The 26,171-nt window shown below is 64.0% G+C and carries 24 protein-coding genes; 15 read left to right on the top strand and 9 right to left on the bottom strand.

Annotation, left to right across the window (positions count from 1 at the left end; all coding sequences use genetic code 11):
* Positions 1 to 11: 11 nt before the first annotated feature.
* The 5 genes from V0R59_RS12170 (at position 12) to V0R59_RS12150 (ending at position 6,357) form a co-directional block, all read left to right on the top strand.
* Positions 12 to 1,232 carry an ABC transporter permease gene (locus tag V0R59_RS12170; protein ID WP_330074541.1) on the top strand — a complete coding sequence of 407 codons (1,221 nt, stop codon included), beginning with the start codon at positions 12 to 14 and terminating at the stop codon, positions 1,230 to 1,232.
* A complete protein-coding gene (locus V0R59_RS12165; RefSeq protein WP_330074540.1) occupies positions 1,229 to 2,032 on the top strand; it encodes an ABC transporter permease in 804 nt (267 codons plus the stop codon). Before V0R59_RS12170 ends, V0R59_RS12165 begins: the two co-directional genes overlap by 4 nt.
* A gap of 512 nt (positions 2,033 to 2,544) precedes the next feature.
* The gene (locus V0R59_RS12160; RefSeq protein ID WP_330074539.1) at positions 2,545 to 3,876 is read left to right on the top strand and encodes an MFS transporter; all 1,332 of its coding nucleotides are present in this window, start codon (positions 2,545 to 2,547) and stop codon (positions 3,874 to 3,876) included.
* A 33-nt stretch (positions 3,877 to 3,909) separates the two neighbouring features.
* Positions 3,910 to 5,034, top strand: a complete 1,125-nt coding sequence (locus V0R59_RS12155) for a class II histone deacetylase (protein WP_330074538.1) — start codon at positions 3,910 to 3,912, stop codon at positions 5,032 to 5,034.
* Between the two features lie 99 nt (positions 5,035 to 5,133).
* Positions 5,134 to 6,357 (top strand): OprD family porin, encoded by a 1,224-nt coding sequence (locus V0R59_RS12150; RefSeq protein ID WP_330074537.1) that lies wholly within the window; start codon positions 5,134 to 5,136, stop codon positions 6,355 to 6,357.
* A 226-nt stretch (positions 6,358 to 6,583) separates the two neighbouring features.
* Here V0R59_RS12150 and V0R59_RS12145 read toward each other — a convergent pair whose 3' ends face one another.
* The gene (locus V0R59_RS12145) at positions 6,584 to 7,534 is read right to left on the bottom strand and encodes a GlxA family transcriptional regulator (RefSeq protein WP_330074536.1); all 951 of its coding nucleotides are present in this window, start codon (positions 7,532 to 7,534) and stop codon (positions 6,584 to 6,586) included.
* Between the two features lie 206 nt (positions 7,535 to 7,740).
* On the opposite strand from V0R59_RS12145, the gene V0R59_RS12140 reads away from it, so the two are divergent.
* Entirely contained in the window at positions 7,741 to 8,463 is a 723-nt protein-coding gene (locus V0R59_RS12140) for a pirin family protein (RefSeq protein ID WP_330074535.1), read from the top strand.
* 30 nt (positions 8,464 to 8,493) lie between these two features.
* On the opposite strand, the gene V0R59_RS12135 is transcribed toward V0R59_RS12140, so the two are convergent.
* Positions 8,494 to 8,787: a DUF1330 domain-containing protein gene (locus V0R59_RS12135; protein ID WP_330074534.1), complete on the bottom strand. Its 294-nt coding sequence runs from the start codon at positions 8,785 to 8,787 to the stop codon at positions 8,494 to 8,496.
* Positions 8,788 to 8,864: 77 nt separating this feature from the next.
* On the opposite strand from V0R59_RS12135, the gene ribBA reads away from it, so the two are divergent.
* From ribBA to V0R59_RS12105, 6 genes are all read left to right on the top strand, one after another.
* Positions 8,865 to 9,986, top strand: a complete 1,122-nt coding sequence (gene ribBA, locus V0R59_RS12130; protein ID WP_330074533.1) for a bifunctional 3,4-dihydroxy-2-butanone-4-phosphate synthase/GTP cyclohydrolase II — start codon at positions 8,865 to 8,867, stop codon at positions 9,984 to 9,986.
* A gap of 241 nt (positions 9,987 to 10,227) precedes the next feature.
* A complete protein-coding gene (locus V0R59_RS12125; protein ID WP_330074532.1) occupies positions 10,228 to 11,253 on the top strand; it encodes an ABC transporter substrate-binding protein in 1,026 nt (341 codons plus the stop codon).
* Positions 11,250 to 12,167 (top strand): ABC transporter permease, encoded by a 918-nt coding sequence (locus V0R59_RS12120; protein WP_330074531.1) that lies wholly within the window; start codon positions 11,250 to 11,252, stop codon positions 12,165 to 12,167. Before V0R59_RS12125 ends, V0R59_RS12120 begins: the two co-directional genes overlap by 4 nt.
* Positions 12,168 to 12,173: 6 nt before the next feature.
* A complete protein-coding gene (locus tag V0R59_RS12115; protein WP_330074530.1) occupies positions 12,174 to 12,983 on the top strand; it encodes an ABC transporter permease in 810 nt (269 codons plus the stop codon).
* Positions 12,984 to 13,002: 19 nt separating this feature from the next.
* Positions 13,003 to 14,151 carry an ABC transporter ATP-binding protein gene (locus tag V0R59_RS12110; RefSeq protein WP_330074529.1) on the top strand — a complete coding sequence of 383 codons (1,149 nt, stop codon included), beginning with the start codon at positions 13,003 to 13,005 and terminating at the stop codon, positions 14,149 to 14,151.
* A 136-nt stretch (positions 14,152 to 14,287) separates the two neighbouring features.
* A complete protein-coding gene (locus V0R59_RS12105; protein WP_330074528.1) occupies positions 14,288 to 17,137 on the top strand; it encodes an RHS repeat-associated core domain-containing protein in 2,850 nt (949 codons plus the stop codon).
* 51 nt (positions 17,138 to 17,188) lie between these two features.
* Here the strand turns inward: V0R59_RS12105 and ahpF are convergent, their stop codons facing one another.
* The 7 genes from ahpF to V0R59_RS12070 all read right to left on the bottom strand — a co-directional run bounded on the left by ahpF (position 17,189) and on the right by V0R59_RS12070 (position 24,367).
* Positions 17,189 to 18,751, bottom strand: a complete 1,563-nt coding sequence (ahpF, locus tag V0R59_RS12100; protein WP_330074527.1) for an alkyl hydroperoxide reductase subunit F — start codon at positions 18,749 to 18,751, stop codon at positions 17,189 to 17,191.
* Positions 18,752 to 18,868: 117 nt separating this feature from the next.
* Positions 18,869 to 19,432 carry an alkyl hydroperoxide reductase subunit C gene (gene ahpC / locus V0R59_RS12095; RefSeq protein WP_330074526.1) on the bottom strand — a complete coding sequence of 188 codons (564 nt, stop codon included), beginning with the start codon at positions 19,430 to 19,432 and terminating at the stop codon, positions 18,869 to 18,871.
* A 243-nt stretch (positions 19,433 to 19,675) separates the two neighbouring features.
* Positions 19,676 to 21,031, bottom strand: a complete 1,356-nt coding sequence (gorA, locus tag V0R59_RS12090) for a glutathione-disulfide reductase (RefSeq protein WP_330074525.1) — start codon at positions 21,029 to 21,031, stop codon at positions 19,676 to 19,678.
* 131 nt (positions 21,032 to 21,162) lie between these two features.
* Positions 21,163 to 22,002, bottom strand: a complete 840-nt coding sequence (gene galU / locus V0R59_RS12085; RefSeq protein ID WP_009407129.1) for a UTP--glucose-1-phosphate uridylyltransferase GalU — start codon at positions 22,000 to 22,002, stop codon at positions 21,163 to 21,165.
* Positions 22,003 to 22,245: 243 nt separating this feature from the next.
* Entirely contained in the window at positions 22,246 to 23,160 is a 915-nt protein-coding gene (locus tag V0R59_RS12080; protein ID WP_330074524.1) for a c-type cytochrome, read from the bottom strand.
* Positions 23,157 to 23,801 (bottom strand): c-type cytochrome, encoded by a 645-nt coding sequence (locus tag V0R59_RS12075; protein WP_330074523.1) that lies wholly within the window; start codon positions 23,799 to 23,801, stop codon positions 23,157 to 23,159. Before V0R59_RS12075 ends, V0R59_RS12080 begins: the two co-directional genes overlap by 4 nt.
* A gap of 215 nt (positions 23,802 to 24,016) precedes the next feature.
* On the bottom strand, positions 24,017 to 24,367 hold the full coding sequence (locus tag V0R59_RS12070) for a hypothetical protein (protein ID WP_330074522.1): 351 nt from the start codon (positions 24,365 to 24,367) through the stop codon (positions 24,017 to 24,019).
* 161 nt (positions 24,368 to 24,528) lie between these two features.
* Between V0R59_RS12070 and V0R59_RS12065 the strand changes: the two genes are divergently transcribed.
* Genes V0R59_RS12065 through V0R59_RS12055 form a run of 3 tightly spaced genes read left to right on the top strand, consistent with a single transcriptional unit; the run spans position 24,529 to position 26,113 of the window.
* Complete coding sequence (locus V0R59_RS12065; RefSeq protein WP_330074521.1) at positions 24,529 to 24,831, top strand: DUF1883 domain-containing protein; 303 nt, start codon at positions 24,529 to 24,531, stop codon at positions 24,829 to 24,831.
* Between the two features lie 6 nt (positions 24,832 to 24,837).
* Complete coding sequence (locus tag V0R59_RS12060) at positions 24,838 to 25,008, top strand: hypothetical protein (RefSeq protein ID WP_330074520.1); 171 nt, start codon at positions 24,838 to 24,840, stop codon at positions 25,006 to 25,008.
* Positions 25,009 to 25,039: 31 nt separating this feature from the next.
* Positions 25,040 to 26,113 (top strand): NAD(P)H-dependent flavin oxidoreductase, encoded by a 1,074-nt coding sequence (locus V0R59_RS12055; RefSeq protein WP_330074519.1) that lies wholly within the window; start codon positions 25,040 to 25,042, stop codon positions 26,111 to 26,113.
* The last annotated feature ends 58 nt before the right edge of the window (positions 26,114 to 26,171 follow it).

Raw genomic sequence — 26,171 nt, 5'->3', positions numbered from 1 at the left:
GAGGAATCGAGATGAGCGCTGTAGCCCTCACCCCATCATCCACGCCGGTGGTCGCGCGCAAGGACCGCGCCGCCCTCTGGCGCGCCTATGCCCTGCTGGCGCCGCTGGTGCTGTTCCTGTTGCTGACCTTCGTCGGGCCGATCGGCACGCTGCTGTGGCGCGCCGTGGCCGACAACGAACTGCCCCAGGCCCTGCCCGCCACGGCGCAGGCGCTGAAGGCCTGGGACGGCGTATCGGCACCGGACGAGCAACTGTTCAAGCCACTGGTGCAGGACCTGCGCCAGGCCAGCCCGCGCGACCTCGCCGGCCTGGCCCGGCGCCTGGCCTATGAAACGCCGGCCCTGCGCAGCCTGCTGACCACCGCCAAGCGCGAAGCCGGCACCCTCGACGGCAGCGCGGCCAGCCTCGCGGCATTGGACCCGCGCTGGCTGGACAACGCCACCTGGCAGACCTTCAAGCGCGCTGCCGGCCCCGTGGGCAGCTATCACTTGCTATCGGCGCTGGACGTCAAGCATGACTACAAGGACGGCATCGTCGCCAAGGACGAAGCGGGGCTGTACCGCTCGATCCTGGCGCGGACCTTCAGCATCGCCGCGATCACCACCCTGTTCTGCGTGCTGCTGGCCTTCCCCCTGTGCGTGTTCCTCGACCGGCGCACGCCGCGTACGCGCAACGCCTTGCTGCTGCTGATCCTGCTGCCGTTCTGGACCTCGATCCTGGTGCGCACCACCGCGTGGATGGTGCTGCTACAGGACGAAGGCATGGTCAACGCCCTGCTGCTGGCCACGGGGCTGACCGACAGTCCGCTGCACCTGCTCTACAACCGCTTCGGGGTGATCCTCGCCCTGGTCCACGTGATGCTGCCGTTCATGGTCTTCCCGCTGCTGGCGGCCATGGCCGGGGCCAACCGCCTGCTGGTGCAGGCCGCCTATTCCATGGGGGCGCGGCCGTTACGGGTGTTCTTCCAGGTGTACCTGCCGCAGGTGCTGCCCGGGCTCGCCGCCGGCGCGCTGATGGTGTTCATCGTCACCCTAGGCTTCTACATCACCCCGGCACTGCTGGGCGGGCCGGCGGACCAGATGATCAGCTTCTACATCGCCCAGTTCACCACCGGCACCCTCAACTGGGGCCTGGCCTCGGCGCTGGGCCTGGTGCTGCTGGTGGCCACCACCCTGCTCTACCTGATCCAGGCGCACCTGGCCCGCCGTGGCGCGGAAGGAGTCCAACGATGATCCGCAATCCCAACAGCGGCCGCGTCGCCTGGTTCGGCAACCTCGGCCTGTCCCTCAGTGGCTGGCTGGTCCTGGCCTTCCTGCTGCTGCCGATCCTGGTGGTGCTGCCGCTGTCGTTCAGCGACAGCCGCTACATGTCGTTGCCCCTGGGCAACTTCACCCTGCGCTGGTACGAGGACTTCTTCGCTTCGCCGCAGTGGCTGGGCGCCTTGTTCAACAGCTTCGCCATCGCCCTGGCCAGCACCGTGCTTGCGGTGGTGCTGGGTGGCCTGGCGGCGCTGGGCCTGCGCCATCCGGCGATGCCCGGCAAGCGGGTGATCGAGGTGCTGCTGATCGCGCCGATGATCGTGCCGGCGGTGATCGTCGGGGTGGGCATGTACTTCGTGTTCTCCAATGCCGGGCTGACCCGCAGCTACCTCGGCTTGATCCTGGCCCACACGACGCTGGCGGTGCCCTTCGTCATCGTCAACGTCGGCTCGGCGCTGGGCGGCTTGAACCAGCGCCTGCTGTGGGCGGCGGCGAGCATGGGGGCGACGCCCTGGATGACCCTGCGCAAGGTGACCTTGCCACTGATTTCGCCGGGGCTGATTTCCGGCGGGCTGTTCGCCTTCGCCACCTCGCTGGACGAGGTGGTGGTGACCTTGTTCCTCGCCGGCCCCGACCAGCGCACCTTGCCGCGGGAGATGTTCACCACGGCGCGGGAGGCATTGAGTCCGGTGCTGTTGTCGGCGGCCACCATCATGGTGCTGTTCGCCACCTTGCTGCTGTTGCTATCGCGCTCGCTGACCCGCCGCAGCTGACTCCCTGAGTACACGAAAAACCTGTGGGAGCTGGCTTGCCAACGATTTGGCCAGTCCTGACAACCTCTTTGTCAGTACCGGCCTCATCGCTGCATGGGTATCCACACATCTCAATCAGCCGCAACACAGAACCCTGTGGGAGCGGATTTATCCGCGATTGGACGCGAAGCGGCCATAAAACCAGTGCTCTCGGTGTGTCAGACAGACTCGGGACTTAGGTTTTACGACGGCTTCGCCGCCGATCGCGGATAAATCCGCTCCCACAGGTCCCCGTTTTGCCCCGGATCTGCACTCGGCAAAAGTTGTATAGATACCCATGCTCATCGCTGGCAAGCCAGCTCCCGCAGGGTTCTGGGCCGCGCCAGGAAAAGCCTGCGGAAATACCCCTGAAAGTGCCTTGACAGCCCTCCTTACCAGTCCATATCCTCACCACTCAGAGAAACACTGTTTCTACAAAAAGAACAAAACACATTGCTCACTGCCAACAACAATTCCCATAACAGAGAGACGCAATGAACCTGATCTCCCGTCGCACCTTCGCCTCCGACCAGGACTGCGCGTTGTACAACCGCATCGCCTGGCGCATCCTTCCGTTTCTCTTCGTGCTCTATGTCGTGGCCTTCCTCGACCGGGTCAACGTCGGTTTCGCCAAGCTGCAGATGGCCGCCGACATCGGCCTCAGCGACATGGCCTTCGGCTTCGGCGCCGGGGTGTTCTTCCTCGGCTACTGCCTGTTCGAGATCCCCAGCAACATGATGCTGCAGAAGGTCGGCGCGCGGCTGTGGATCACCCGGATCATGGTGGTCTGGGGCCTGATATCCACTTCGATGATGTTCGTCTCCTCCCCCACCTCGTTCTACATCCTGCGCTTTCTGCTCGGGGTGGCCGAAGCCGGCTTCTACCCCGGAGTGGTGCTCTACCTGACCTACTGGCTGCCGTCCTACGCCCAGTCCCAGGGCCTGGCTTGCCTGAGCCTCGGCGTGGGCATCGCCGGGGTACTCGGCGGGCCGCTGTCGGGCTGGATCATGCAGACCTTCGCCGGCATGGGCGGCCTGGCCGGCTGGCAGTGGCTGTTCCTGCTGGAGGGCCTGCCGGCGGTGATCCTCGGCATCGTGGTGTTCTTCTACCTCGACGACCGCCCCGGCAAGGCCCACTGGCTGACGCCGCAACAGAACGCCAAGGTGGTCGCCGACCTCGAACGCCAGCGCCAGACCCACGAACGGGCCGGCGCCCCCCACACCTTCGCCAGTGCCTTCCGCCATCGCGGCCTGTGGTGCCTGGTGTTCGTCAACTTCGCCCTGCTCTGCGGCACCTACGGCGTGTCGTTCTGGCTGCCGCAGATCATCCGCAGCCTCGGCGAGCAGACGCTGCTGCAGACCGGCCTGATCTCGGCGATCCCCTTCGCCGTAGCCTCGGTGTGCATGCTGATCGTGGGCAAGCACTCCGACCGCACCCGCGAGCGGCGCTGGCATGCCGCGCTGTCGATCCTCGCCGCCTGCCTCGGCCTGGTGCTCAGCGCCGCCCTGCACGCCCAGCCCTTGCTCTGCCTGTTCAGCCTGTGCATCGCCATGGCCGGCTGCCTGTCGGCGTTCAACGTGCTGTGGGCGATTCCCGGCACCCTGCTGACCGGCAGCGCCACCGCCGCCGGCATCGCCCTGATGACCACGGTGGGCAACCTGGGCGGCTATGCCAGCCCGTTCATGATGGGCTGGGTCAAGGAAGCCAGCGGCCACCTGGAGTACGGCCTGTACATCCTCGCCGCGCTGACCTTCGCCGCGGCCCTGGTGATGGCGCGGGTTCGTCCCCGCGTCCAGCCGCTGCCCCATGCGCCGCTGGCGTCCTGATCCAGCGCCCCACTGCACCGACAAGGAAAGACCATGACCCGAACCCGATTTTTCTACGACGAACACTGCTTCTGGCACAGCGGCGGCCTGTTCGCCCTGACCCTGCCGGTGGGCGGCTGGGTCGAACCGCCCTCCGGCTCGGCCCACGCCGAGTCGCCGGAGTCCAAGCGCCGCCTGAAGAACCTGGTGGAGGTCTCCGGCCTCGGCCGCGCCCTGACCCACCAAAGCGGTACGCCGGTATCCCTGCAACAGATGCTCAAGGTGCACGGTGCCGCCTACCTCGAACGCTTCCGCCAACTCTGCGAGACCGGCGGTGGCCTGCTCGATCCCGGCGCCCCGGTGGGCCCGGACACCTGGCAAGTGGCGCGGGTGTCCGCCGGCCTGGTGTGCAACGCGGTGGACCAGGTCCTGCGCGGCGATTGCAGCAATGCCTACGTGCTCAGCCGGCCCCCGGGACACCACGCCCTGCCCGACCAGGCCATGGGGTTCTGCTACCTGAACAACATCGCCATCGCCCTGGAAAACGCGCGCGAACAGTTCGGTCCGAAGCGCGTGGCGGTGCTCGACTGGGACGTGCACCACGGTAATGGCACCCAGGCCATCTACTACGAGCGCGCCGACACCCTGACCCTGTCGATCCACCAGCAGCGCGCCTACCCCCGCGGCTACACCGGCGAGCGCGATGTCGGCAGCGGTGCCGGACGCGGCTACAACCTGAACATCGCCCTGCCCCCGGGCAGCGGCCACGACGCCTACCTGCACGCCATGCACAGCGCGGTGCTGCCAGCGCTGGAGCGCTTCGAGCCGGAGCTGATCGTGGTGGCCTGCGGCTTCGATGCCAACGGCGTCGATCCCCTGGGCCGCATGCTCCTGCACAGCGACAGCTACCGCGAAATGACCCGGCTGGTGCGCGAAGCGGCCGAGCGCCTGTGCCAAGGCAAGCTGGTGCTGGTGCATGAAGGCGGCTACGCCGAAGCCTACGTGCCGTTCTGCGGCCTGGCGACCATCGAGGCGCTGAGCGACGTGCGCACACCAGTGGTCGACCCGTTGCTGGACATGCTTGTCGCCCAGCAGCCTGACGCCGACAGCCTGGCCTTCCAGCGTGGCGTCATCGATCGCGGCATGCGCCTGTGGCGCGAGGCCGTCGACGGTTCCTGAGCCGTACCACCCGACTTTCTTTCACAACCCTGCGGCCAACGTCCGGTCCCTTCACGGCACCGGGCGCGAACCCGCGCACCTGCCTGGAAACCTAAAACAATGAACGGCAAAACCCTCCTGGCCCTGGCCATTCCCTGCGCCCTTCCCTTCAACGCCCTGGCGGACGCTGGCGGCTTCGTCGAGGACGCGCATTTCTCGATTAAGGCGCGCAACTTCTACATGAACCGCAACTTCCTCGATGACCGCACGGCGCAGAACTACTCCGAGGAATGGGCGCAAGGCTTCATCGGCGTCTTCGAATCCGGCTTTACCCAAGGGACGGTGGGCTTCGGCGTGGATGCCATCGGCCTGCTCGGCGTCAAGCTGGACACCGGTAATGGCCGCAAGGGCGGCGGCACGCTGCTGCTGGAAGAGGACAGCGACGGCGCCAAGGACAGCTACGGCTATGGCGGCGCGGCGATCAAGGCGAGGATCTCCAACACCGTGCTCAAAGTCGGCGACCAGTTGATGAACCTGCCGGTGCTGGCCACCAGCGACAACCGCCTGCTGCCGGAAACCACCCAGGGCTGGCTGCTGACCAGCAAGGAAGTCGAGGGCCTGACCCTGCACGCCGGCCACTTCACCGCCCTGCGCAGCCGAGACCAGAGCGAGCACGACAGTGGCCGCATGACGGCTCTCGACCTGGTGGGCGGCAACTACCAGATCAACCGCGACCTCAGCGCGCGGGCCTACCACTCGGACGTCGACGACTACTGGCGCAAGACCTACGCCGGTGCCACCGCGCAATGGCAACTGGCGCCGAACTGGCTGACCAAGTTCGACTTCAACGGCTACGACACCCGCAGCCAGGGCCGCGCGCTCGGCGGCAAACTGGACAACCGCATCTGGAGCCTGTCGGCCACCTTGAGTACAGGGGCGCACAGCGTGATGATCGCCCACCAGCGGGTCAGTGGCGACGGCAACTACACCTACGGCGTGGACGGCAACAGCACGGTGTTCCTGGCCAACTCGGTGCAATATTCGGACTTCAACTACGAGAACGAACGCTCGTGGCAGGCGCGCTATGACTTCGACTTCGCCGCTGTGGGTGTGCCGGGGTTGAGCTTCATGACCCGCTACCTGCGCGGCAGCGATTTCCATACCGCGCAGACCGATGATGGCAAGGCCTGGGAGCGGGATATCGAGTTGAAGTACGTGGTGCAGTCAGGAAAGGCCAAGGACCTGTCGGTGCGGGTGCGCCAGGCGAGCTTCCGCAGTGCCGACCGGGGGCTGAACTTCAATGAGGTGCGGGTGATTACCGAGTATCCGTTCAACCTGTTCTGACGCTAGCGCTGCGGTTCGGCGTCCCGACAAGCCCGCTCTCATGGAACACCGCATAACTCATTGATTCAGCGGGGACTTGTGGGAGCGGGTTTACCCGCGATTGCGATGGAGGCATCACCGACGCAATCGCGGGTGAACCCGCTCCCACAGGTATTGCGCCGTTCTCAAGAACAGTGGCGAACCTGTGGGAACCCGCTTGCCGGGGCGCCGAACCGCAGGGATAACGTCAGCTGAACTGCTCGCGATACTCCCCCGGCGTCAGACCCAGCCGCTCGCTGAACACCTGGCGCATGTAGCGCACACTGCCAAAGCCGCTGCGATAGGCCACGGTCTTCAGCGGCAGGTCGCCACTTTCCAGCAACGCCCGCGCCCGGTCGATCCGGGCGTTCTGCAGGAAGGCCATCGGCGTCATGTTCACCTCGCGGTTGAACACCCGGGAAAAGTGCCGCGGGCTCATGGCCGCCAGCGCCGCCATGCGCTCGATCCCGATAGGCTCGTCGAGGTGCTCCAGGACATGCTGCTGCACCCGGCTGATCGGCGTCTCTTCCTTGGCCACCGCCCCCGCCAGCGGACTGAAACGCGCCTGCCCACCCTGGCGCTTCATCACCACCAGGAGCACCTTGGCCACGTCCTGGGCGACCTTCTTGCCATGGTCCTCGGCCACCACCGCCAGCGCCAGGTCGATGCCTGCGGTCACACCACCCGAAGTGATCAACTGGCGATCACGCACGTAGATCTGGTCGGTTTCCACCTGGGTGCGGGGAAAGGCCCGGGCCATGCGCTCGGTGTAGTGCCAGTGGGTGGTGACGCGATAGCCGTCGAGCAAGCCGGCATGGCCGAGGATGAAGGAGCCGGTGCAGATCGAACCGTACTGCCGGGCACGCCGGGCGACGTCCTGCAACCACAGGCTCAGCGGCGGGCAGATCTCGTTGTAGGCGCCAGGGCCACCGGGTACCAGCAGCAGGTCCCAGCCGCCATCGTCATCGGCAATCGACCGGTCCGGCTGCACCGCAACACCATTGGACGCGCGAATCGCGCCGGGCAGCGCACCCAGGGTGGTCAAGCGGTAATGGTCCTCGGGCGGCAGGTAGCGATTGGCGATGGAGAACACTTCCAGCGGTCCCGCCATGTCCAGCAGGAGAAAGTCGGGGAACAGCACCATGGCCACGCTTTTCATCGAAGGGGGTCACCGCAGGTCGAGAGTACAGGTGCGACGCATTATGACCTTCTCACAGAGCTATCGGAATGTTCCTGCGAATTGTCCACACAGGCGGGACAGTGATTCCATTCCCATCTACTTATTGCGCCAACGGGTAAACAGTAATCTACACCCATCGCATCGACGGTTGCCTTCCGCAACCCGACCAGACAAGGAGATTCACCATGCTTACCCTGCGCAAAGCGTCCGACCGCGGCCTGGCCAACCATGGCTGGCTGAAGTCCTACCACACCTTTTCCTTCGCCCATTACCGCAACCCCGCCGAACAGGGCTTTTCCGACCTGCTGGTGATCAACGACGACCGCGTCAGCGAGGGCAAGGGCTTCGGTCAGCACCCGCACCGCGACATGGAGATCTTCTCCTACGTCCTGGAAGGCGCGCTGGAACACAAGGACACCCTCGGCACCGGTTCGGTGATCCGTCCGGGCGATGTGCAACTGATGAGTGCCGGCAGCGGCGTGGCCCACAGCGAATTCAACCACTCCCATGACGAGCCGGTGCACTTCCTGCAGATCTGGATCGTCCCGGCGGTACAGGGTGCCGAGCCGCGCTACCAGCAGGCGCATTTCGCCGCCGAGGAAAAACGTGGCCGGCTGAAGCTGATCATCTCGCCCGACGGCGCCGACGGTTCGCTGCATATCCGCCAGGATGCGCGGGTCTACGCCGGTCTGTTCGATGGTGACGAAAGCGCCGTGCTGAAGCTGCCGGCCAACCGCAACGCCTACGTCCACGTGGCCCGCGGCAGCGTGGTGCTCAATGGCCTGCAACTGCGTGAAGGCGACGGCGTGCGCCTGCGCCAGGAGCAGATCGTCGAGCTGCGCAACGGCGACGATGCCGAAGTGCTGGTGTTCGACCTGCGCCCTCACGAACTGCCAGGCATGGAATGACCCTCTGTGCGCCCTGGACCGAGCTTCGGTTCAGGGCGCATAGCCTTCGACGATGATCACTTCCGCCTTCGCCGCGCCCTGCCGATAGCCGCAGGCTTCCTGATACTGCGCCGAGCGATAGCAGGCCACGGCCTGTTCATAGGATTCGAACTCGATGACCACGCTGCGCTGCGGCGTCGGTCGCCCTTCCATCGCCTCGCTGCGCCCGCCACGGGCCAGCAGCTTGCCGCCGAACGCGGCGAACGCCGCCGGGGCGCGCTGGGTGTAATGCTGGTACTGCTCGGGATCGGTCACATCGACATGGGCAATCCAGTACGCCTTCATCGGAACATGCTCCTCAACTGGGTAAATTCGTATTATGGTATACCATAATTCTTGTCGAACCACAGTGAGCGCGCAGCATGGCTTTCAACAGCATCGAAGAGATTCTCGAAGACTACCGCCAGGGCAAGATGGTCCTGCTGGTGGATGACGAAGACCGTGAGAACGAAGGTGACCTGCTGATCGCCGCCGAGCGTTGCGACGCCGCCGCCATCAGCTTCATGGCCCGCGAGGCGCGTGGCCTGATCTGCCTGACCCTGACCGACGAACACTGCCAGCGCCTGGGCCTGGAGCAGATGGTGCCGGCCAACGGCAGTGCCTTCAGTACCGCCTTCACCGTGTCGATCGAGGCGGCGCGTGGGGTCACCACCGGCATTTCCGCCGCCGACCGCGCCTGCACCGTGGCTGCCGCCGTGGCGGCCAACGCCACGGCGGACGACCTGGTCCAGCCGGGCCATATCTTCCCCCTGCGCGCCCGCGAAGGCGGCGTGCTGACCCGTGCCGGGCACACCGAGGCCGGTTGCGACCTGGCGCGCCTGGCCGGCTTCAGCCCGGCGTCGGTGATCGTCGAGGTGCTCAACGACGACGGCACCATGGCACGCCGCCCCGACCTGGAAATCTTCGCCGCCCGCCATGGCATCAAGATCGGCACCATCGCCGACCTGATCCACTACCGCCTGAGCACCGAGCAGACGGTGAAGCGCATCGGCGAACGGGAGCTGCCGACGGTGCATGGCACCTTCCGCCTGGTGACCTACGAAGACCGCATCGAAGGTGGCGTGCACATGGCCATGGTCATGGGCGATATCCGCCGCGAGCAGCCGACCCTGGTGCGGGTGCATGTGATCGATCCGCTGCGCGACCTGGTGGGTGCCGAATACGCCGGACCGGCCAACTGGACGCTGTGGGCGGCGTTGCAGAAGGTCGCGGCCGAAGGCTGCGGCGTGGTGGTGGTGCTGGCCAACCATGAATCCTCCCAGGCCCTGCTGGAACGGGTACCGCAGTTGACCCAGCCGCCACGGCCGTACCAGCGCGGGCAGTCGCGGACCTATTCGGAAGTGGGGACCGGGGCACAGATTCTGCAGGACCTGGGGGTGGGCAAGCTGCGCCACCTCGGCCCGCCGCTCAAGTATGCCGGGCTGACCGGGTATGACCTGGAGGTGGTGCAGAGCATTCCGTTCGAGGAAGGGATGCTCGGCTAAGGCCTACACCGATCGCGTCGCGCTTCTGGCTGTAAACATTCCACCGAGTGATAGCCGGTAGCCTCCAACCTCTTGCCAAAAGTTTGGAATACCATAATATGATATCCCGTAGACCTTAAAACTGCAGGCCGGCACCTACAATCACAAACGGCCATCCACACTTTGTAAAAGCTGCTCCCCGAACTGATTGGCGGGCGACAGAAAGCCCGCCTCGAATAACAAAAGCAACGAGGGCGTAACCATGCTGTTGAGCAAACGTGTAACCGCAGTGCTGTCCGCCAGCCTGCTGACCCTGGCCTGTCAGGCCACCCAGGCTGCCGACAGCCTGAACTTCGTCAGCTGGGGCGGTACGACCCAGGACGCCCAGAAACAGGCATGGGCCGATACCTTCACCAAGGGCAGCGACATCAAGGTCGTCCAGGACGGCCCGACCGACTACGGCAAGCTCAAGGCCATGGTCGAGAGCGGCAACGTGCAGTGGGACGTGGTCGATGTCGAAGCCGACTTCGCCCTGCGTGCCGCCAGCGAAGGCCTGCTGGAACCCCTGGATTTCAACACCATCAAGCGCGACCGCATCGACCCGCGCTTCGTCTCCGATCACGGCGTCGGCTCGTTCTTCTTCTCCTTCGTCCTCGGCTTCAACGAGGGCAAGCTGGGCGGCAACAAGCCGCAGGACTGGAGCGCGCTGTTCGACACCAAGACCTACCCCGGCAAGCGTGCCTTGTACAAATGGCCAAGCCCCGGCGTGCTGGAGCTGGCCCTGCTGGCCGACGGCGTACCCGCCGACAAGCTCTACCCACTGGACCTGGACCGCGCCTTCAAGAAACTCGACACCATCAAGAAGGACATCGTCTGGTGGGGCGGCGGCGCCCAGTCGCAGCAACTGCTGGCGTCCGGCGAAGCGACCCTCGGCCAGTTCTGGAACGGCCGCGTCTACGCCCTGCAGCAGGACGGCGCTCCGGTCGGCGTGAGCTGGAAGCAGAACCTGGTCATGGCCGATTTCCTCGTGATCCCGAAAGGCGCGAAGAACAAGGACGCGGCCATGAAGTTCCTGGCCAATGCCAGCAGCGCCAAGGGCCAGGCCGACTTCGCCAACCTCACCGCCTACGCCCCGGTCAACCTCGACAGCATCAGCCAGCTCAAGGCCGATCTCGCACCGAACCTGCCGACCGCCTACGCTCAAGAGCAGGTCACCCTGGACTTCGCCTACTGGGCGAAGAACGGTCCAGCCATCGCAACCCGCTGGAATGAGTGGCTGGTGAAATGAAAGTCGCCATCAACGCCTTGCACAACGCGACCGGTGCCGGTGGCACCGGCGCCAAGGGAGCGGCCATGTCGTCCACGCCCCCGCTGCGCCAGCGCTGGCGCGGCAGCCGCAACCTGCTGCCGGCCCTGCTGTTCCTCGGCCTGTTCTTCTTCGCACCGCTGATCGGCCTGCTCCTGCGCGGCGTGCTGGAACCGGTGCCGGGGCTGGGCAACTACGAGCAGCTGTTCGCCAATTCGGCCTACGCCCGGGTGCTGTTCAACACCTTCTCGGTGGCCGGCCTGGTCACCCTGATCAGCGTGCTGCTCGGCTTTCCCCTGGCCTGGGCGATCACCCTGGTGCCGCGCGGCTGGGGCCGCTGGCTGCTGAACATCGTCCTGCTGTCGATGTGGACCAGCCTGCTGGCCCGCACCTACTCCTGGCTGGTGCTGCTGCAGGCCTCGGGGGTAATCAACAAGGCGTTGATGGCCATGGGCATCATCGATGCCCCGCTGGAGATGGTGCACAACCTCACCGGCGTGGTGATCGGCATGAGCTACATCATGATCCCGTTCATCGTCCTGCCGTTGCAGGCGACCATGCAGGCCATCGACCCGATGGTCCTGCAGGCCGGCTCGATCTGTGGCGCCAGCCCGTGGACCAACTTCTTCAAGGTGTTCCTGCCGCTGTGCCGCTCGGGCCTGTTCTCCGGGGCGTTGATGGTCTTCGTCATGTCCCTGGGCTACTACGTGACCCCGGCGCTGCTCGGCGGCGCACAGAACATGATGCTGCCGGAGTTCATCGTCCAGCAGGTGCAGTCGTTCCTCAACTGGGGCCTGGCCAGCGCCGCCGCGGCGTTGCTGATCGTCATCACCCTGGTGCTGTTCTACTTCTATCTGAAGCTGCAACCGGAATCCCCGGTTGGCAACGCGAGGTAAGCGACCATGCTCCTGACTCCCAATGCCATGAGCCGGCGCATGCGTTTCGGGCTCTACGCCACCACCGGGCTGATCGCGCTGTTCCTGCTGCTGCCGATCGTGTTCATCGTCCTGCTGTCGTTCGGTTCGTCGCAGTGGCTGGTGTTCCCGCCGCCGGGCTGGACCCTGAAGTGGTACACGCAGTTCTTCTCCAACGCCGAGTGGATGGACGCTGCCCTGGCCAGCCTCAAGGTGGCGGTGCTGACCACCGTCTGCGCCGTGGCCCTGGGCCTGCCCACCGCCTTCGCCCTGGTGCGCGGGCGTTTCCCCGGCCGCGAGATGCTCTATGGCCTGTTCACCCTGCCGATGATCGTGCCGCTGGTGATCATCGCCGTGGCGGTGTACGCGCTGTTCCTCAAGCTGGGCTGGACCGGCACGCTGTTTTCCTTCGTGGTCAGCCACGTGATCGTCGCCCTGCCCTTCACCATCATCTCGATCATCAACTCGCTGAAGCTGTTCGACCAGTCGATCGAGGATGCCGCAGTGATCTGCGGTGCCTCGCGCCTGCAGTCGGTGTTCAAGGTGACCTTCCCGGCGATCCGCCCGGGGATGATCGCCGGCGCCCTGTTCGCTTTCCTGGTCTCCTGGGATGAAGTGGTGCTCAGCGTGATGATGGCCAGCCCGAACCTGCAGACCCTCCCCGTGAAAATGTGGACCACCCTGCGCCAGGACCTGACACCGGTGATCGCCGTCGCCTCGACGCTGCTGATCGGCCTGTCGGTACTGGTCATGGTGATCGCCGCCGCTCTGCGCCGGCGCAACGAAGTCAGCGCCTGAGCGCCTGGAGAGAATAAAGATGAGTGCAGTGATCAAAGATTCCGCCCAGGCCAAGACCCTCGTCAGCCTGCGCAACCTGAACAAGCACTACGGCGACTTCGCCGCGGTAGACAACATCGACCTGGAGATCCAGGACGGCGAGTTCCTTACCTTCCTCGGCTCCAGCGGCTCGGGCAAGAGCACCACCCTGTCGATGCTGGCCGGCTTCGAAACGCCGAGCAGCGGCGAAATCCTGGTCAACGGCCAGTCGCTGGTCAACGTGCCGCCGCACAAGCGCGACATCGGCATGGTGTTCCAGCGTTACTCGCTGTTCCCGCACCTGTCGGTGCGCGACAACATCGCCTTCCCCCTGGCCATCCGCAAGCGCAGCGCCGCCGAGCGCGACAAGCAGGTGGACGCCATGCTCAAGCTGGTGCAACTGGACAAGTTCGCCCATCGGCGCCCGGCGCAATTGTCCGGGGGCCAGCAACAGCGCGTGGCGATCGCCCGGGCACTGGTCTACGAGCCACGCATCCTGCTGATGGACGAACCCCTCGGCGCGCTGGACAAGAAACTGCGTGAAGACCTGCAGGACGAACTGCGCCAGCTGCACCGGCGGCTGGGCATCACCATCGTCTACGTGACCCACGACCAGGAAGAAGCCATGCGCCTGTCGCAGCGCATCGCGATCTTCAGCCACGGCAAGATCGTCGGCCTCGGCACCGGCTATGACCTGTACCAGAACCCGCCGAATGCCTTTGTCGCGTCGTTCCTCGGCAACTCGAATTTCCTGCGGGTGCAGGCCCAGGGCAATGGGGTTGCCAGCTTCGAGGGGCATGCGGTGGCGATGCGCCTGACGCCGGGCCTGGCCAAGGGGCAGGATGCGTTGCTGATGGTGCGTCCGGAGAAGGCCCTGGCGCTGAGTCGCGAGCAGGCGGCGCTGGAGCCGTTGCCGGCCGGCTGGAACGAAGTCACCGCCAAGGTGGGCGAGGTGCTGTTCCTCGGTGAGAGCCAGACCTGCAGCGTGATCACCGTCGGCGGCACGGCCATGACCGTGAAGGCCCTGTCGGCCGCCGGGATGTCGATGAAGCCTGGGGATGAGGTGAAGGTGCGCTGGGCGGTGGCGGATGCCTGTGTGTATACCGAGTGGCAGGAGAGTGATCTGAGCAAGGCTGCAGGGGCACACTGATCAATCCCGGCACGATCTGCGCATGGATTCATGTGGCGGAGCCAGGTCAGGTTAGTGCAAATCGGTCTATCGAGCCCTGGCGACTCCTGAAGCGAGGCGCTTCACTGGAACAGAAGGCCTCCCTCAGGACACCAGCATGCGTGCATTGTTCTCCCACACGCCGACCGTTACCGCGCGTGACGGTCGCGGACTGGAAGTCTGCACCCTGTCTTACCATCGCCACCCGGACAACCCGGAGGTGACGGATACCCGAAGGTCGGTCCAGCACTACGACCTCGCAGGACGTCCAGCGAAGTTGTTCGATCCACGATTGAGCGAAACGCCCTGTGTGCACCACATCCACACGTTGGGCGGTGCCATTGCGCTCACTGGAAGCATCGATGCCGGTGTGAGCATCAGCCTCATGGACGCCGCAGGGCGGCCCTCATTGCTTTACACAGGGGTTGGCAGTGACAGCCAGGTAATCCGTCAATGGGAGTACGAACCCGCCTCCTTGCCGGGCCGTGTGCTCAGCATCCGCGAGGGTCTGGCGGAGCAGCCCGCGACGGTCAGCGAACGTTTCGTCTGGGCACGGCAATTGCCGGAAGAACAGCGTCACAACCTCTGCGGCCACTGCGTAAGGCACTACGATACTGCCGGGCTGGATCAGATCGACAGTGTTGCCCTGTGCGGCCAACTGCGTTCTACGACGCGTCGGCTGGCGACTGCCACGGACAACGTGGACTGGCAAGGTGCTAGCGAAGACGACTGGCGAACGCTGCTGGAGCCCGACGCGTTCACCACCCGCACTGACCATGACAGCACCGGCGATCCGGTCGCAATCATCGACGCCATGGGCCATCGTCAGCGCATGGCATACGATGTGACCGGTCAATTGACTCGCAGCTGGATAACGCTCGCGGGTGCCGACGAACAGCCTGTCATCAGCAATGTCACCTACGGTGCCTCGGGAGAAAAACGTTCCGAACACCTGGCCAATGGCGTGTCCACCGAGCACGGCCATGAACCCGAGACCTTGCGCCTGACTCGCCTGACCAGCCGCCAAGGCTCTCGCACTCTGCAAGACCTGAACCATGAATATGACCCCATGGGCAATGTCCTCCACATCAGGGACTTGGCCCAACCCGAGCGCTACTGGCGCAACCAGAGGGTTTCGGCGCACAGCGCGTTCGAATACGACACGCTGTACCAGATGACCCATTCGACCGGTCGTGAGATGGCCGGCAACGCCACGAACGAGTGGGTGGCCACCTACCCGCCACCTGTGACCGACGACAGCTTGACGCGCTATGAGCGCAGCTACAGTTACGACCGGGGCGGTAACCTGACACGCATCCGTCACACCGCTCCTGCCGCCAACCACGGCTTTACGCTCGACATGACGGTTTCGCAGTACAGCAATCGCGCGGTGATCGCCGCCCTGACGGACGATCCCGAGCAGGTCGATGCGCTGTTCAGTCCTCAGGGGCACCAGCGGTACTTGCAGCCTGGCCAGGCGCTGCACTGGAACAGCCGTGGCGAGTTGAGCCAGGTCACCCCCGTCACGCGCCCGGGGAACGACTCCGACATCGAGTCGTATCAGTACGGAGCCGACGCCCGGCGCATTCGCAAGATACGCCGTGCTCACGCCCGCAACACCGTCGTACAGAGCACCGTGGTTTATCTGCCGGACCTTGAAATACGCACGACCACAATTGATGGCGTACAGAAGGAATGCCTTCATATCGTGACGCTGGGTCAGGTACGCGTGATGCACTGGCAATCGGGTCTGCCGGAGGGCATCGAAAACGATCAAGTCCGCTACAGCCTGACCAACCTGGTGGGCAGCCACGAACTGGAACTGGACGATCGAGGTGCCCTGGTCAGCCGCGAAGAGTTCTATCCGTACGGCGGCAGGGCGCTCTGGAGCACTCCCACCCCTGGCGCGGCCGATTTGAAGATTGCCAGATACTCCGGCAAGGAACGGGATGCTACCGGCCTTTACTATTACGGTTACCGCTACTACCAACCTTGGGCGGGACGTTGGTTGTCGAGCGATCCGGCCGGCACCGCCGATGGGCCGAATCTTTATCGAATGGTGCGCAACAATCCGGTATCCCTGATCGACAGCGACGGCCGGGTGGCGAGGTCGGCATGTCTTGGCTCGGCAAACAACGCACGGTTCGACGAACTGGTCGACGCGGAAGTTGCCCGACTACCCATGCGCGCGATCAAGAAAGCCATCCAGATGATCTGGATCGGGACCGCGCCGCTCTCCGAAAAAAACAGTGCGCTCTCCCATGACACCGCACGAATGAACAGCGACTACGCCACGCATATATGGTTCGACAGTGCCATCACCGGCCACGAGGCCGCCCTCGCGGACATGCGCCAGCAGTTCGACTCAAGCGCAATCAGGCTGCGAGACGTTCGCTCCGCGCGCTGGTTGTCCGATGCCAGGAAACATCCCTCCTTCGGCCTCTATGAAAAGGCCACCGCAAGAAGGAAATATGCAGAAGCCAGCGACCTGCTGCGGCTGATGCTGCTCAAGTATGAAGGGGGCGTTTACAAGGACATCGACGACCGGCAGGAACAGCCCTTCGGAGCGCTGGAATTTCCCGGAGGCCTGGGCGTGAATGTCGAAAGCAGCATGGCCGGCTACGGGGAATTCATCGGCAATTCACCGATAGCAGCCGTGGAAGGACATCCCGTCATCCAGCAGATGCTGGAAGGCGCGGTCGCACGTGTCGCAGAAGGTGAAGAGGACATTTTCAGGATTGCAGGCCCCAGGGCATTCACTACGACCCTTTACCACCACTACCGCGGCATGGCACCCGCCGACTTCAATCTCAAGCTGGACCTGTTCACCGCACACAAGCGGAGTCTGGTCTCCAGTAACGCCAATCTGAACCTTGAGGACATCGCTGCATTGCAGAGGCCCTACCGCCAGATCCGCGGACTTGGCAAATTCATCTCCAACGGAGCGGACCACTCCTGGGCACGATGAGTCACGCACGAAAAGCCCTGACTCGCTTGGCCGAGTCAGGGCACGCGTGGTTTACGCCGGTGCGCTGGTACGGATCAGGTGATCGAACGCCGCCAGCGAAGCCTTGGCCCCCTCGCCCACCGCGATCACGATCTGCTTGTACGGCACCGTGGTCACGTCACCGGCTGCGAACACACCCGGCACATTGGTCTGGCCCTTGGCATCGACGATGATCTCGCCGCGCGGCGTCAGCTCGACGGTGCCTTTGAGCCAGTCGGTGTTCGGCAGCAGACCGATCTGCACGAAGATTCCTTCCAGCGCCAGTTCGTGATCGGCATCACTGGTGCGGTCCTTGTAGCGCAGGCCATTGACCTTCTGCCCGTCGCCCAGCACTTCGGTGGTCAGCGCGCTGGTGATGACCTTCACGTTCGGCAGGCTGTGCAGCTTGCGCTGCAGCACCGCGTCGGCACGCAACTGGCTGTCGAACTCGATCAGGGTCACCTGGGCGACGATCCCGGCCAGGTCGATGGCCGCTTCCACGCCGGAGTTGCCTCCGCCGATCACCGCCACGCGCTTGCCCTTGAACAGCGGGCCGTCACAGTGCGGGCAGTAGGCCACGCCACGGGAGCGGTATTGCTGCTCGCCCGGCACGTTCATTTCCCTCCAGCGCGCACCGGTGGCGAGGATCACGGTCTTGGCTTTCAGCGTCGCGCCACTGGCCATGCGCACTTCGTGCAGTCCGCCTGCGGCTGTCGGCAGCAGGGCCTCGGCGCGTTGCAGGTTCATGATGTCGACGTCGTACTGCTTGACGTGTTCTTCCAGCGCGGTGGCCAGTTTCGGGCCTTCGGTCTCCTGCACCGAGATGAAGTTCTCGATGGCCATGGTGTCCAGCACCTGGCCGCCGAAACGCTCGGCCGCGACACCGGTACGGATGCCTTTGCGTGCCGCGTAGATGGCTGCCGCGGCACCCGCCGGGCCTCCACCGATCACCAGCACGTCGAAGGCGTCCTTGGCGTTGAGCTTTTCGGCCTGGCGCTCGCCGGTGCTGCTGTCGAGCTTGGCGACGATCTCTTCCAGGCCCATGCGGCCCTGGCCGAACACTTCGCCATTGAGGTACACACTCGGCACCGCCATGATCTGGCGCGACTCGACTTCGCCCTGGAACAGCGCGCCGTCGATGGCGACGTGGCGCACGTTGGGGTTGAGTACCGCCATCAGGTTCAGCGCCTGGACCACGTCCGGGCAGTTCTGGCACGACAGCGAGAAGTAGGTTTCGAAGTTGAATTCACCTTCCAGCCCGGCGATCTGTTCGATCAGCTCGGCGCTGGCCTTGGACGGATGGCCGCCGACCTGCAGCAGGGCCAGGACCAGGGAGGTGAATTCGTGGCCCATGGGGATGCCGGCGAAACGCAGGCTGATATCGGCCCCCGGGCGGTTGAGCGAGAACGACGGGACGCGGGCGTCGCTGCCGTCCTCGCGCAGGGTGATCAGGTTCGACAGGCTGGCGATCTCGCGCAGCAGATCGTGAAGTTCGCGGGACTTCGCGCCGTCATCGAGGGAGGCAACGATCTCGATCGGCTGAGTGACCCGCTCCAGGTAGGCTTTCAACTGAGTTTTAAGCGTGGCGTCCAACATACAGGCGATTCCTTTTTCAAACGGTAGAAATACAAACGCCCGGGCGAAAGCGCCCGGGCGTTTTGCGGGGCGGTACAGCAGTTAGGTGCGGAAGTCCGCCACCGACTTGTGCATCACTTAGATCTTGCCGACCAGGTCCAGCGATGGGGCCAGGGTGGCCTCGCCTTCTTTCCACTTGGCCGGGCAGACTTCGCCCGGGTGAGCAGCGACGTACTGGGCAGCCTTGACCTTGCGCAGCAGCTCGCTGGCGTCACGGCCGACACCACCGTCGTTCAGTTCGACGATCTTGATCTGGCCTTCAGGGTTGATCACGAAGGTGCCACGATCGGCCAGACCGGCTTCTTCGATCAGCACGTCGAAGTTGCGCGAGATGACGTGGGTCGGGTCGCCGATCAGCGGGTACTGGATCTTGCCGATGGTGTCCGAAGTGTCGTGCCAGGCTTTGTGGGTGAAGTGGGTGTCGGTGGACACGCCGTAGATTTCCACGCCCAGCTTCTGGAACTCGGCGTAGTTGTCAGCCAGGTCACCCAGCTCGGTCGGGCAGACGAAGGTGAAGTCGGCTGGGTAGAAGAACACAACGGACCATTTGCCTTTCAGGTCCGCTTCGGAGACCTGAACGAATTCGCCTTTGTGGTAAGCAGTTGCGTTGAACGGTTTGACCTGGCTGTTGATGATAGGCATCGGGTGTCTCTCCTTCAGGGTTTGTAAAAACTTGATGGAGAGATCCTAGCCAATAGAGTTGCTCAATGCTCATTGGCAAAAATGATGTTGGTGATTGGTTTTGGCTATAACCGACAGTACTAATAGAAGAACTCGCAGTTGGCACAGGTCATGTAGGAGCGGGTTCACCCGCGATTACGGTGGTGAATTCACCGGCCTCATCGCGGGTGAACCCGCTCCTACATGACCCGTGCCTATATTGCCTCAGCGGGTAACGGTCCTCATGGTGACGAACTCTTCCGCCGCCGTCGGGTGTACGCCAATGGTCTCGTCGAACTGCTGCTTGGTCGCCCCGGCCTTGAGGGCGATGCCCAGGCCCTGGATGATCTCGCCGGCATCCGGTCCAACCATGTGGCAGCCCAGCACGCGGTCCGTCTCGGCATCCACCACCAGCTTCATCAGGGTCTTTTCCTGGACCTCGGTGAGGGTCAGCTTCATCGGGCGGAAGCGGCTTTCGAAGATCTTCAGCGAATGCCCGGCCTCCAGCGCCTGCTCTTCCGTCAGGCCGACGGTGCCGATCGGTGGCTGGCTGAACACTGCGGTCGGGATATTGCGGTAGTCCACCGCACGGTATTCCTCCGGCTTGAACAGGCGCCGCGCCACCGCCATGCCTTCGGCCAGGGCCACCGGGGTGAGTTGCACGCGGCCGATCACGTCGCCGATGGCGAGGATCGACGATTCGTCGGTCTGGAACTCGTCATTGACCTGGATGAAGCCGCGCTTGTCCAGCTGCACCTCGGTGTTCTCCAGGCCCAGGTTGTCCAGCATCGGCCGGCGCCCTGTGGCGTAGAACACGCAGTCGGTGACCAGCTCGCGACCATCCTTGAGAGTGGCCTTGAGGCTGCCGTCGGCCTGTTGGTCGATGCGCGCGATATCGCTGTTGAACTGCAGGTCGAGACCGCGCTTTTCCAGTTCTTCCTTCAGGTGGGTACGCACCGAACCGTCGAAGCCACGCAGGAACAGGTCGCCGCGATAGAGCAAGGTGGTATCGGCGCCCAGGCCCTGGAAGATCCCGGCAAACTCGACGGCGATATAGCCACCGCCCACCACCAGCACGCGCTTGGGCAGGGTCTTGAGGAAGAAGGCTTCATTGGAGCTGATCGCCAGCTCGCGCCCCGGGATGTCAGGAACCTGCGGCCAGCCGCCGGTGGCGATGAGGATGTGTCTGGCCGAGTAGCGCTTGCCCTCCACTTCCACCTCATGGGGCGCGGTGATCTTCGCGTGGCCTTCCAGCAGGGTCACGCCGCTGTTGACCAGGAGGTTGCGGTAGATGCCGTTGAGGCGCTGGATCTCGCGGTTCTTGTTGGCGATCAACTGGCTCCAGTCGAACTGCGCGTCCTCCAGCGACCAGCCGAAGCCCGAGGCTTGCTCGAACTCTTCGGCGAAATGAGCGCCGTACACCAGCAGCTTCTTCGGCACACAACCGACGTTGACGCAGGTCCCGCCCAGGTAGCGACTCTCCGCTACCGCCACCCTGGCCCCGAAGCCCGCAGCGAATCGCGAGGCACGCACACCGCCGGAACCGGCGCCAATCACAAACAGGTCAAAATCGTAGGCCATATCAATCTCCTCGGCAGGTCGCCAGCATAGCGCCAGTGATGCCCATAGACAAAAGGGCTCCTTGCGGGCCTGAAAGCAGAACGCCCGGTGCAAGGCACCGGGCGTTCTGGGTAAAGCGGGCTGGGAAGAACTCAGTAAGCCTTGCCAGTCTTGTAGAAGTTTTCGAAGCAGAAGTTGGTTGCCTCGATGTAGCCTTCGGCGCCACCGCAGTCGAAGCGCTTGCCCTTGAACTTGTAGGCCATGACGCAACCGTTCTGCGCCTGCTTCATCAGGGCGTCGGTGATCTGGATCTCGCCACCCTTGCCTGGCTCGGTCTGTTCGATCAGGTCGAAGATGTCCGGGGTCAGGATGTAGCGGCCGATGATCGCCAGGTTGGACGGTGCGTCTTCCGGCTTCGGCTTCTCGACCATGCTGTGCACGCGGTAGATGTCGTCACGGATCATCTCGCCGGCGATCACGCCGTACTTGTTGGTTTCCTGCGGATCGACTTCCTGGATGGCGACGATCGAGCAGCGGAACTGCTTGTACAGCTTGACCATCTGGGTCAGAACGCCGTCGTCGTCGAGGTTGACGCACAGGTCGTCGGCCAGGACCACGGCGAACGGCTCGTCACCGATCAGTGGACGGCCAGTGAGGATGGCGTGGCCCAGGCCCTTCATCTCGGTCTGACGGGTGTAGGAGAAGGAGCACTCGTCCAGCAGGCGGCGGATGCCGACCAGGTATTTTTCCTTGTCGGTGCCCTTGATCTGGGTTTCCAGCTCGTAGCTGATGTCGAAGTGGTCTTCCAGGGCGCGCTTGCCGCGACCGGTCACGATGGAGATTTCGGTCAGACCGGCCTCCAGGGCCTCTTCGACGCCGTACTGGATCAGTGGCTTGTTGACCACCGGCAGCATTTCCTTGGGCATGGCTTTGGTTGCTGGCAGGAAGCGAGTGCCGTAACCGGCTGCCGGGAACAAGCATTTCTTGATCATAAAAGTCCTTAACGAAGGGCTGTGCGTACGAATTTCGGCGCAGTCTAATCAGGCGGCGTGCACCTTACAATGCCCCGCCAGGACGCAACCGACGCCATCATAGAGAAAACCAGCGGGCGATAGTTCCCAACCATTGAAAATATTGGCTTTGCACCACTCGTCAGGCGCCGCGAAGGTGCCGTTTCCACGGCAGGAAACGACACCTTTGCCATCATCCTGACGAGGGCGTTCAGGCCGTCACCCTCACTTGCCCGTGCCCTGCCCGATCAGCACGCCATCGACGGTCTGGCCGTACAGGTTGACGCCATCGTTGGCATGGAACCTGACGCGGGTCTTCTCCACCGAGCCTTCGACCAGCCGCGGGTCCTGGGGCCGCTCATGCTTGTTGACGAAGGCGGCAACGTCCCAGGCCTGCTGGTCGCTCAGGCTGCCGGGCTTGCCCAGGGGCATGTTGTACTTGATGAAGGACGCCGCCGTATTGATCCGGTGCATGCCCGCGCCCCAGTTGTAGGAGTCCTTGCCCCACAGCGGCGGCATCACGTAGTCGTCGCCGACCTTCTGACCCTGACCGTTATCACCGTGGCAGATAGCGCACTGCGCGCTGTACAGCTTCTCGCCGCGGGCGATGTCGTAGCCACCCGCGGGTTGCGCCACGTCCGGATACCCTCGCCCCGCAGGTTCGACGCCTACCTGGGCCTTGCTCGCCAGCCAGTAGGAATACACCGACAACGCGGTGATCTCCGGGCTGTCAGCCGCAGGCGCCTTGCCGTTCATGCTGAACTGGAAGCAGCCCTGGATGCGCTCGGCGTAGGTGTTCACCTTGTCATTTTTCTTGCGATAGGCCGGATACATCGGGTACGCGCCCCACAGCGGCGCGGAGTGGGCCAGGCGGCCCTGGTCGAGGTGGCAGTTGCTGCACTTCATGCCATTGCCGACGTAGCCCGGGGCCATGCGCTTGGTGTCGACGAACAGCGCGTAGCCGTCGCGGACCATCTTGCCGAAGGCGTTGTCCGGCAGTTCGTCCTGCGTCGGCGGAACGAAGAACGGCGTCTGGCTGGCCGGTGGCACCTTCAGTTGCGACTGGTCTTCCATGGCGACCTGCGCGGCATGAGCCGAACCCAGCGCGAGAGCCAGTGCGGAAAAAACGAATGCTTTCATGGCTTGACCTCCTGTCCGGCGGCGAAGTAGTCGGCGATGGCTTTCACCTCGGCGTCGGTCATGGCCTTGGCCACGCCCACCATCAGCTGGTTGGGGTCGTTGTGCCGGCTGCCGTCGCGCCAGGCGTTGAGTTGCGCGACCAGGTAGGTGGCGGGCTGATGCGCCAACGGCGGGAAGTGCTCGCCGACCCCACCACCGCCCGGGCCGTGGCACTGCACGCAACCAGGAATCTGCCGGCTCCAGTCGCCATACAGGGCCAGTTGTTGCACCGGGCTGCCGGCCATCTGCTGGCGGCGGTTGTCCGGCGCGGCAGGGGCTGGCATGGCGGCCAGGCTCTGGGTGACAGCGGCGATTTCCGCGTCACTCAAGGCCTTGGCCAGTGGTTCCATGATCGGGTTCTTACGCGTTCCGTCGCGAAAGTCGCGCAGCTGCTTGCTCAGATAGCCGGCGGGCAGGCCGGCAAGACGGGGAAAACCGGCAGCGGCCATGCCCAGGCCATCCGGCCCGTGGCATCCCAGGCAGGCCATGGCGGCCGGATTGGCACCGCCCTGGGTAAAGACTTTCTGGCCCGGGGCGGCCTGGGCGGAGGGAAGGGAAAACAACAACAGGCTGCTGATCAGGATTCGATCCAGTGGACGCATCACGGCGCTCCTTCTTATGGTTATATGCTTAGACTTAAAAAATATAAGCCTATGGATAGTAGGACTATCTTTTCGCCACTACAACGGCGAAATGCACCAAAAGAGAGCGCCTGGAGGAATGAATCGATTAACCGCCCAGGATTTCTTCACACAACAAAAAGCCCTGTGGGAGCAGGGAGCTCCCACAGGGCTTTTTGTGTCTATGCGGAGCGCGGTCAACCAGAGATGCAGTGGGTCGCCGCGTTGTTCACATCGGAAAGCCGCAACGGGAAGTTGTTCAGCCGTTCATGCAGCTTGATGCTGCTGCCGCTGGCCCGCTCGTTGATATCCATCACCGCCGCCGGCGCATCGGCCAGCTTCTGCGGAACGATAACCCGGATCGAATTCTTCTCGCGGGTCACCTGCAACTGATCCCGACTGTCCTTCAAGCGCTCCTGGAAACACGTCAGGTATTGTTCAGGCGTCTTGCCGGAAATCACGGCCAGGGTCTCAGGGCTCTGCTCCAGCTCGGCCACACTGGCACAACCGGTCAGCGTCAACGCCAAGGCAGATACAAACCATTTCATCGAGTCCCGCTCCCAACTTTAAAAACCTTAAGACCGCCATTAGGCCTATTTGCTCCCCGGAATGTCAGATTTATCGTTAGGAATGTGACGAGTCCTACATTCATCCGCCCTCGTTCTGTTATCGTGCCTGTTTGCCGAAACATCCCTCGCGGAGCCGTAGCATGAAATTCGTACACCAGCGCGAACACCTGAACGAAGACGACATCGTCGTTATCGAATGTTCCCAGCGCTGCAATATCCGCCTGATGAACGACGCCAACTTCCGCAGCTTCAAGAATGGCGGCCGGCACACTTATCACGGCGGGGCATTCGACAAGTTCCCGGCGAAGATCACGGTGCCGAGCACCGGTTTCTGGAACATCACCCTGGATACCGTGACCCCGCGGCCGATCTCGGTGACCCGCAAGCCGACCTTCACCCACAAGATCAAGATCATCCGTCGTTCGTCGTCGAAACTGAGATAAGCCTCCATGACCACCACCATCAAATACGTGATCAAGTACAAGCTCGACGGCGAGCGCCGCTGGGACTTCGCGCACATGCCGGACAATTCCCAGGAACAGGCCCTGGACGCACTGCGCAAGATCCATGGCGACGACGCCGACAAGATCACCGACATCCAGGTCAGCAAGGCGCTCTGAGGCCCGCGACCGCAGCAAGGAGACCGCAGCAATGAGTCAATGGCCGGACCCGCGCGTGCTCGACCTGTTCGGTATCGAACTGCCGATCCTCCAGGCGCCCATGGCCGGCGCCACCGGCTCGGCCATGGCCATCGCCGTGAGCAATGCCGGCGGCCTCGGCTCCCTGCCCTGCGCCATGCTCGGTGCCGAGCAGATCCGCCAGGAGCTGGAAGCCTTCCGCCAGGCCAGCCGCGGCCCGCTCAACGTGAATTTCTTCTGCCATGTCCCGCCTGCCAGCGATCCGGCGCGCATCGAGCGCTGGAAACAGGCACTCAAGCCCTACTACGAGGAAGTCGGCGCCGACTTCGCCGCGCCGACGCCGGTGTCCAGCCGCGCGCCGTTCGACGACGCGGCCTGCGCGCTGGTCGAGGAATACCGGCCGGAAGTGGTCAGCTTCCACTTCGGCCTGCCCGAGCCGCGCCTGCTGGCGCGGGTCAAGGCCACCAGCGCCAAGGTGATCTCCAGCGCCACCACGGTGGCCGAGGCCTTGTGGCTGGAACAGCACGGCTGCGACGCGATCATCGCCATGGGCTACGAGGCCGGCGGCCACCGCGGCATGTTCCTCAGCGATGACCTGAACAGCCAGGTCGGCACCTTCGCCCTCGTTCCGCAGATCGCCGACGCCGTGCGCGTGCCGGTGATCGCTGCCGGCGGCATCGGTGACGCCCGCGGTATCGCTGCGGCCCTCACCCTCGGTGCGGCGGCGGTGCAACTGGGCACCGCCTACCTGTTCTGCCCGGAAGCCAAGGTGTCCGCGGCGCACCGTCATGCCCTGCGCACCGCGCAGGAAAGCGACACGGCGCTGACCAACCTGTTCACCGGACGCCCGGCCCGCGGCATCGTCACCCGGATCATGCGCGAGCTGGGCCCGGTCAGCGACCTGGCCCCGGCCTTTCCCCTCGCGGGCGGCGCACTGATGCCGATCCGCGCGATCAGCGAACCGCAAGGCAACAGCGACTTCAGCAATCTCTGGTCCGGCCAGGCCTTGCGCCTCGGTATCGAGCTGCCGGCGGCCGAATTGACACGCAAACTTGGCGCAGAAGGCCTCGCCCTGATTCGTCGCTGAAACAAAGCTTCCTGTTTGCAAGACAATCGCTATATATTCAAATATATAGCGATTAGCC

This window comes from Pseudomonas ulcerans (genome assembly GCF_036324125.1).
GTDB classification, from domain to species: Bacteria; Pseudomonadota; Gammaproteobacteria; order Pseudomonadales; family Pseudomonadaceae; genus Aquipseudomonas; species Aquipseudomonas ulcerans.
Note: the sequence above shows the minus strand (reverse complement) of the source record. Positions and strands in the feature narration are given on the sequence as shown.

Excerpts from the sequence above, each read along its gene's own strand:
- V0R59_RS12155 (WP_330074538.1), top strand. The coding sequence starts at position 3,910 with ATGACCCGAACCCGATTTTTCTACGACGAACACTGCTTCTGGCACAGC.
- V0R59_RS12115 (WP_330074530.1), top strand. The coding sequence starts at position 12,174 with ATGCTCCTGACTCCCAATGCCATGAGCCGGCGCATGCGTTTCGGGCTC.
- V0R59_RS12075 (WP_330074523.1), bottom strand. The coding sequence starts at position 23,801 with ATGCGTCCACTGGATCGAATCCTGATCAGCAGCCTGTTGTTGTTTTCC.
- V0R59_RS12150 (WP_330074537.1), top strand. The coding sequence starts at position 5,134 with ATGAACGGCAAAACCCTCCTGGCCCTGGCCATTCCCTGCGCCCTTCCC.
- V0R59_RS12120 (WP_330074531.1), top strand. The coding sequence starts at position 11,250 with ATGAAAGTCGCCATCAACGCCTTGCACAACGCGACCGGTGCCGGTGGC.
- V0R59_RS12065 (WP_330074521.1), top strand. The coding sequence starts at position 24,529 with ATGAAATTCGTACACCAGCGCGAACACCTGAACGAAGACGACATCGTC.
- V0R59_RS12055 (WP_330074519.1), top strand. The coding sequence starts at position 25,040 with ATGAGTCAATGGCCGGACCCGCGCGTGCTCGACCTGTTCGGTATCGAA.
- V0R59_RS12070 (WP_330074522.1), bottom strand. The coding sequence starts at position 24,367 with ATGAAATGGTTTGTATCTGCCTTGGCGTTGACGCTGACCGGTTGTGCC.
- V0R59_RS12165 (WP_330074540.1), top strand. The coding sequence starts at position 1,229 with ATGATCCGCAATCCCAACAGCGGCCGCGTCGCCTGGTTCGGCAACCTC.
- V0R59_RS12105 (WP_330074528.1), top strand. The coding sequence starts at position 14,288 with ATGCGTGCATTGTTCTCCCACACGCCGACCGTTACCGCGCGTGACGGT.
- ribBA (WP_330074533.1), top strand. The coding sequence starts at position 8,865 with ATGGCTTTCAACAGCATCGAAGAGATTCTCGAAGACTACCGCCAGGGC.
- V0R59_RS12160 (WP_330074539.1), top strand. The coding sequence starts at position 2,545 with ATGAACCTGATCTCCCGTCGCACCTTCGCCTCCGACCAGGACTGCGCG.
- ahpC (WP_330074526.1), bottom strand. The coding sequence starts at position 19,432 with ATGCCTATCATCAACAGCCAGGTCAAACCGTTCAACGCAACTGCTTAC.
- ahpF (WP_330074527.1), bottom strand. The coding sequence starts at position 18,751 with ATGTTGGACGCCACGCTTAAAACTCAGTTGAAAGCCTACCTGGAGCGG.
- V0R59_RS12125 (WP_330074532.1), top strand. The coding sequence starts at position 10,228 with ATGCTGTTGAGCAAACGTGTAACCGCAGTGCTGTCCGCCAGCCTGCTG.
- V0R59_RS12110 (WP_330074529.1), top strand. The coding sequence starts at position 13,003 with ATGAGTGCAGTGATCAAAGATTCCGCCCAGGCCAAGACCCTCGTCAGC.
- V0R59_RS12140 (WP_330074535.1), top strand. The coding sequence starts at position 7,741 with ATGCTTACCCTGCGCAAAGCGTCCGACCGCGGCCTGGCCAACCATGGC.
- V0R59_RS12080 (WP_330074524.1), bottom strand. The coding sequence starts at position 23,160 with ATGAAAGCATTCGTTTTTTCCGCACTGGCTCTCGCGCTGGGTTCGGCT.
- galU (WP_009407129.1), bottom strand. The coding sequence starts at position 22,002 with ATGATCAAGAAATGCTTGTTCCCGGCAGCCGGTTACGGCACTCGCTTC.
- V0R59_RS12135 (WP_330074534.1), bottom strand. The coding sequence starts at position 8,787 with ATGAAGGCGTACTGGATTGCCCATGTCGATGTGACCGATCCCGAGCAG.
- V0R59_RS12060 (WP_330074520.1), top strand. The coding sequence starts at position 24,838 with ATGACCACCACCATCAAATACGTGATCAAGTACAAGCTCGACGGCGAG.
- V0R59_RS12170 (WP_330074541.1), top strand. The coding sequence starts at position 12 with ATGAGCGCTGTAGCCCTCACCCCATCATCCACGCCGGTGGTCGCGCGC.
- V0R59_RS12145 (WP_330074536.1), bottom strand. The coding sequence starts at position 7,534 with ATGAAAAGCGTGGCCATGGTGCTGTTCCCCGACTTTCTCCTGCTGGAC.
- gorA (WP_330074525.1), bottom strand. The coding sequence starts at position 21,031 with ATGGCCTACGATTTTGACCTGTTTGTGATTGGCGCCGGTTCCGGCGGT.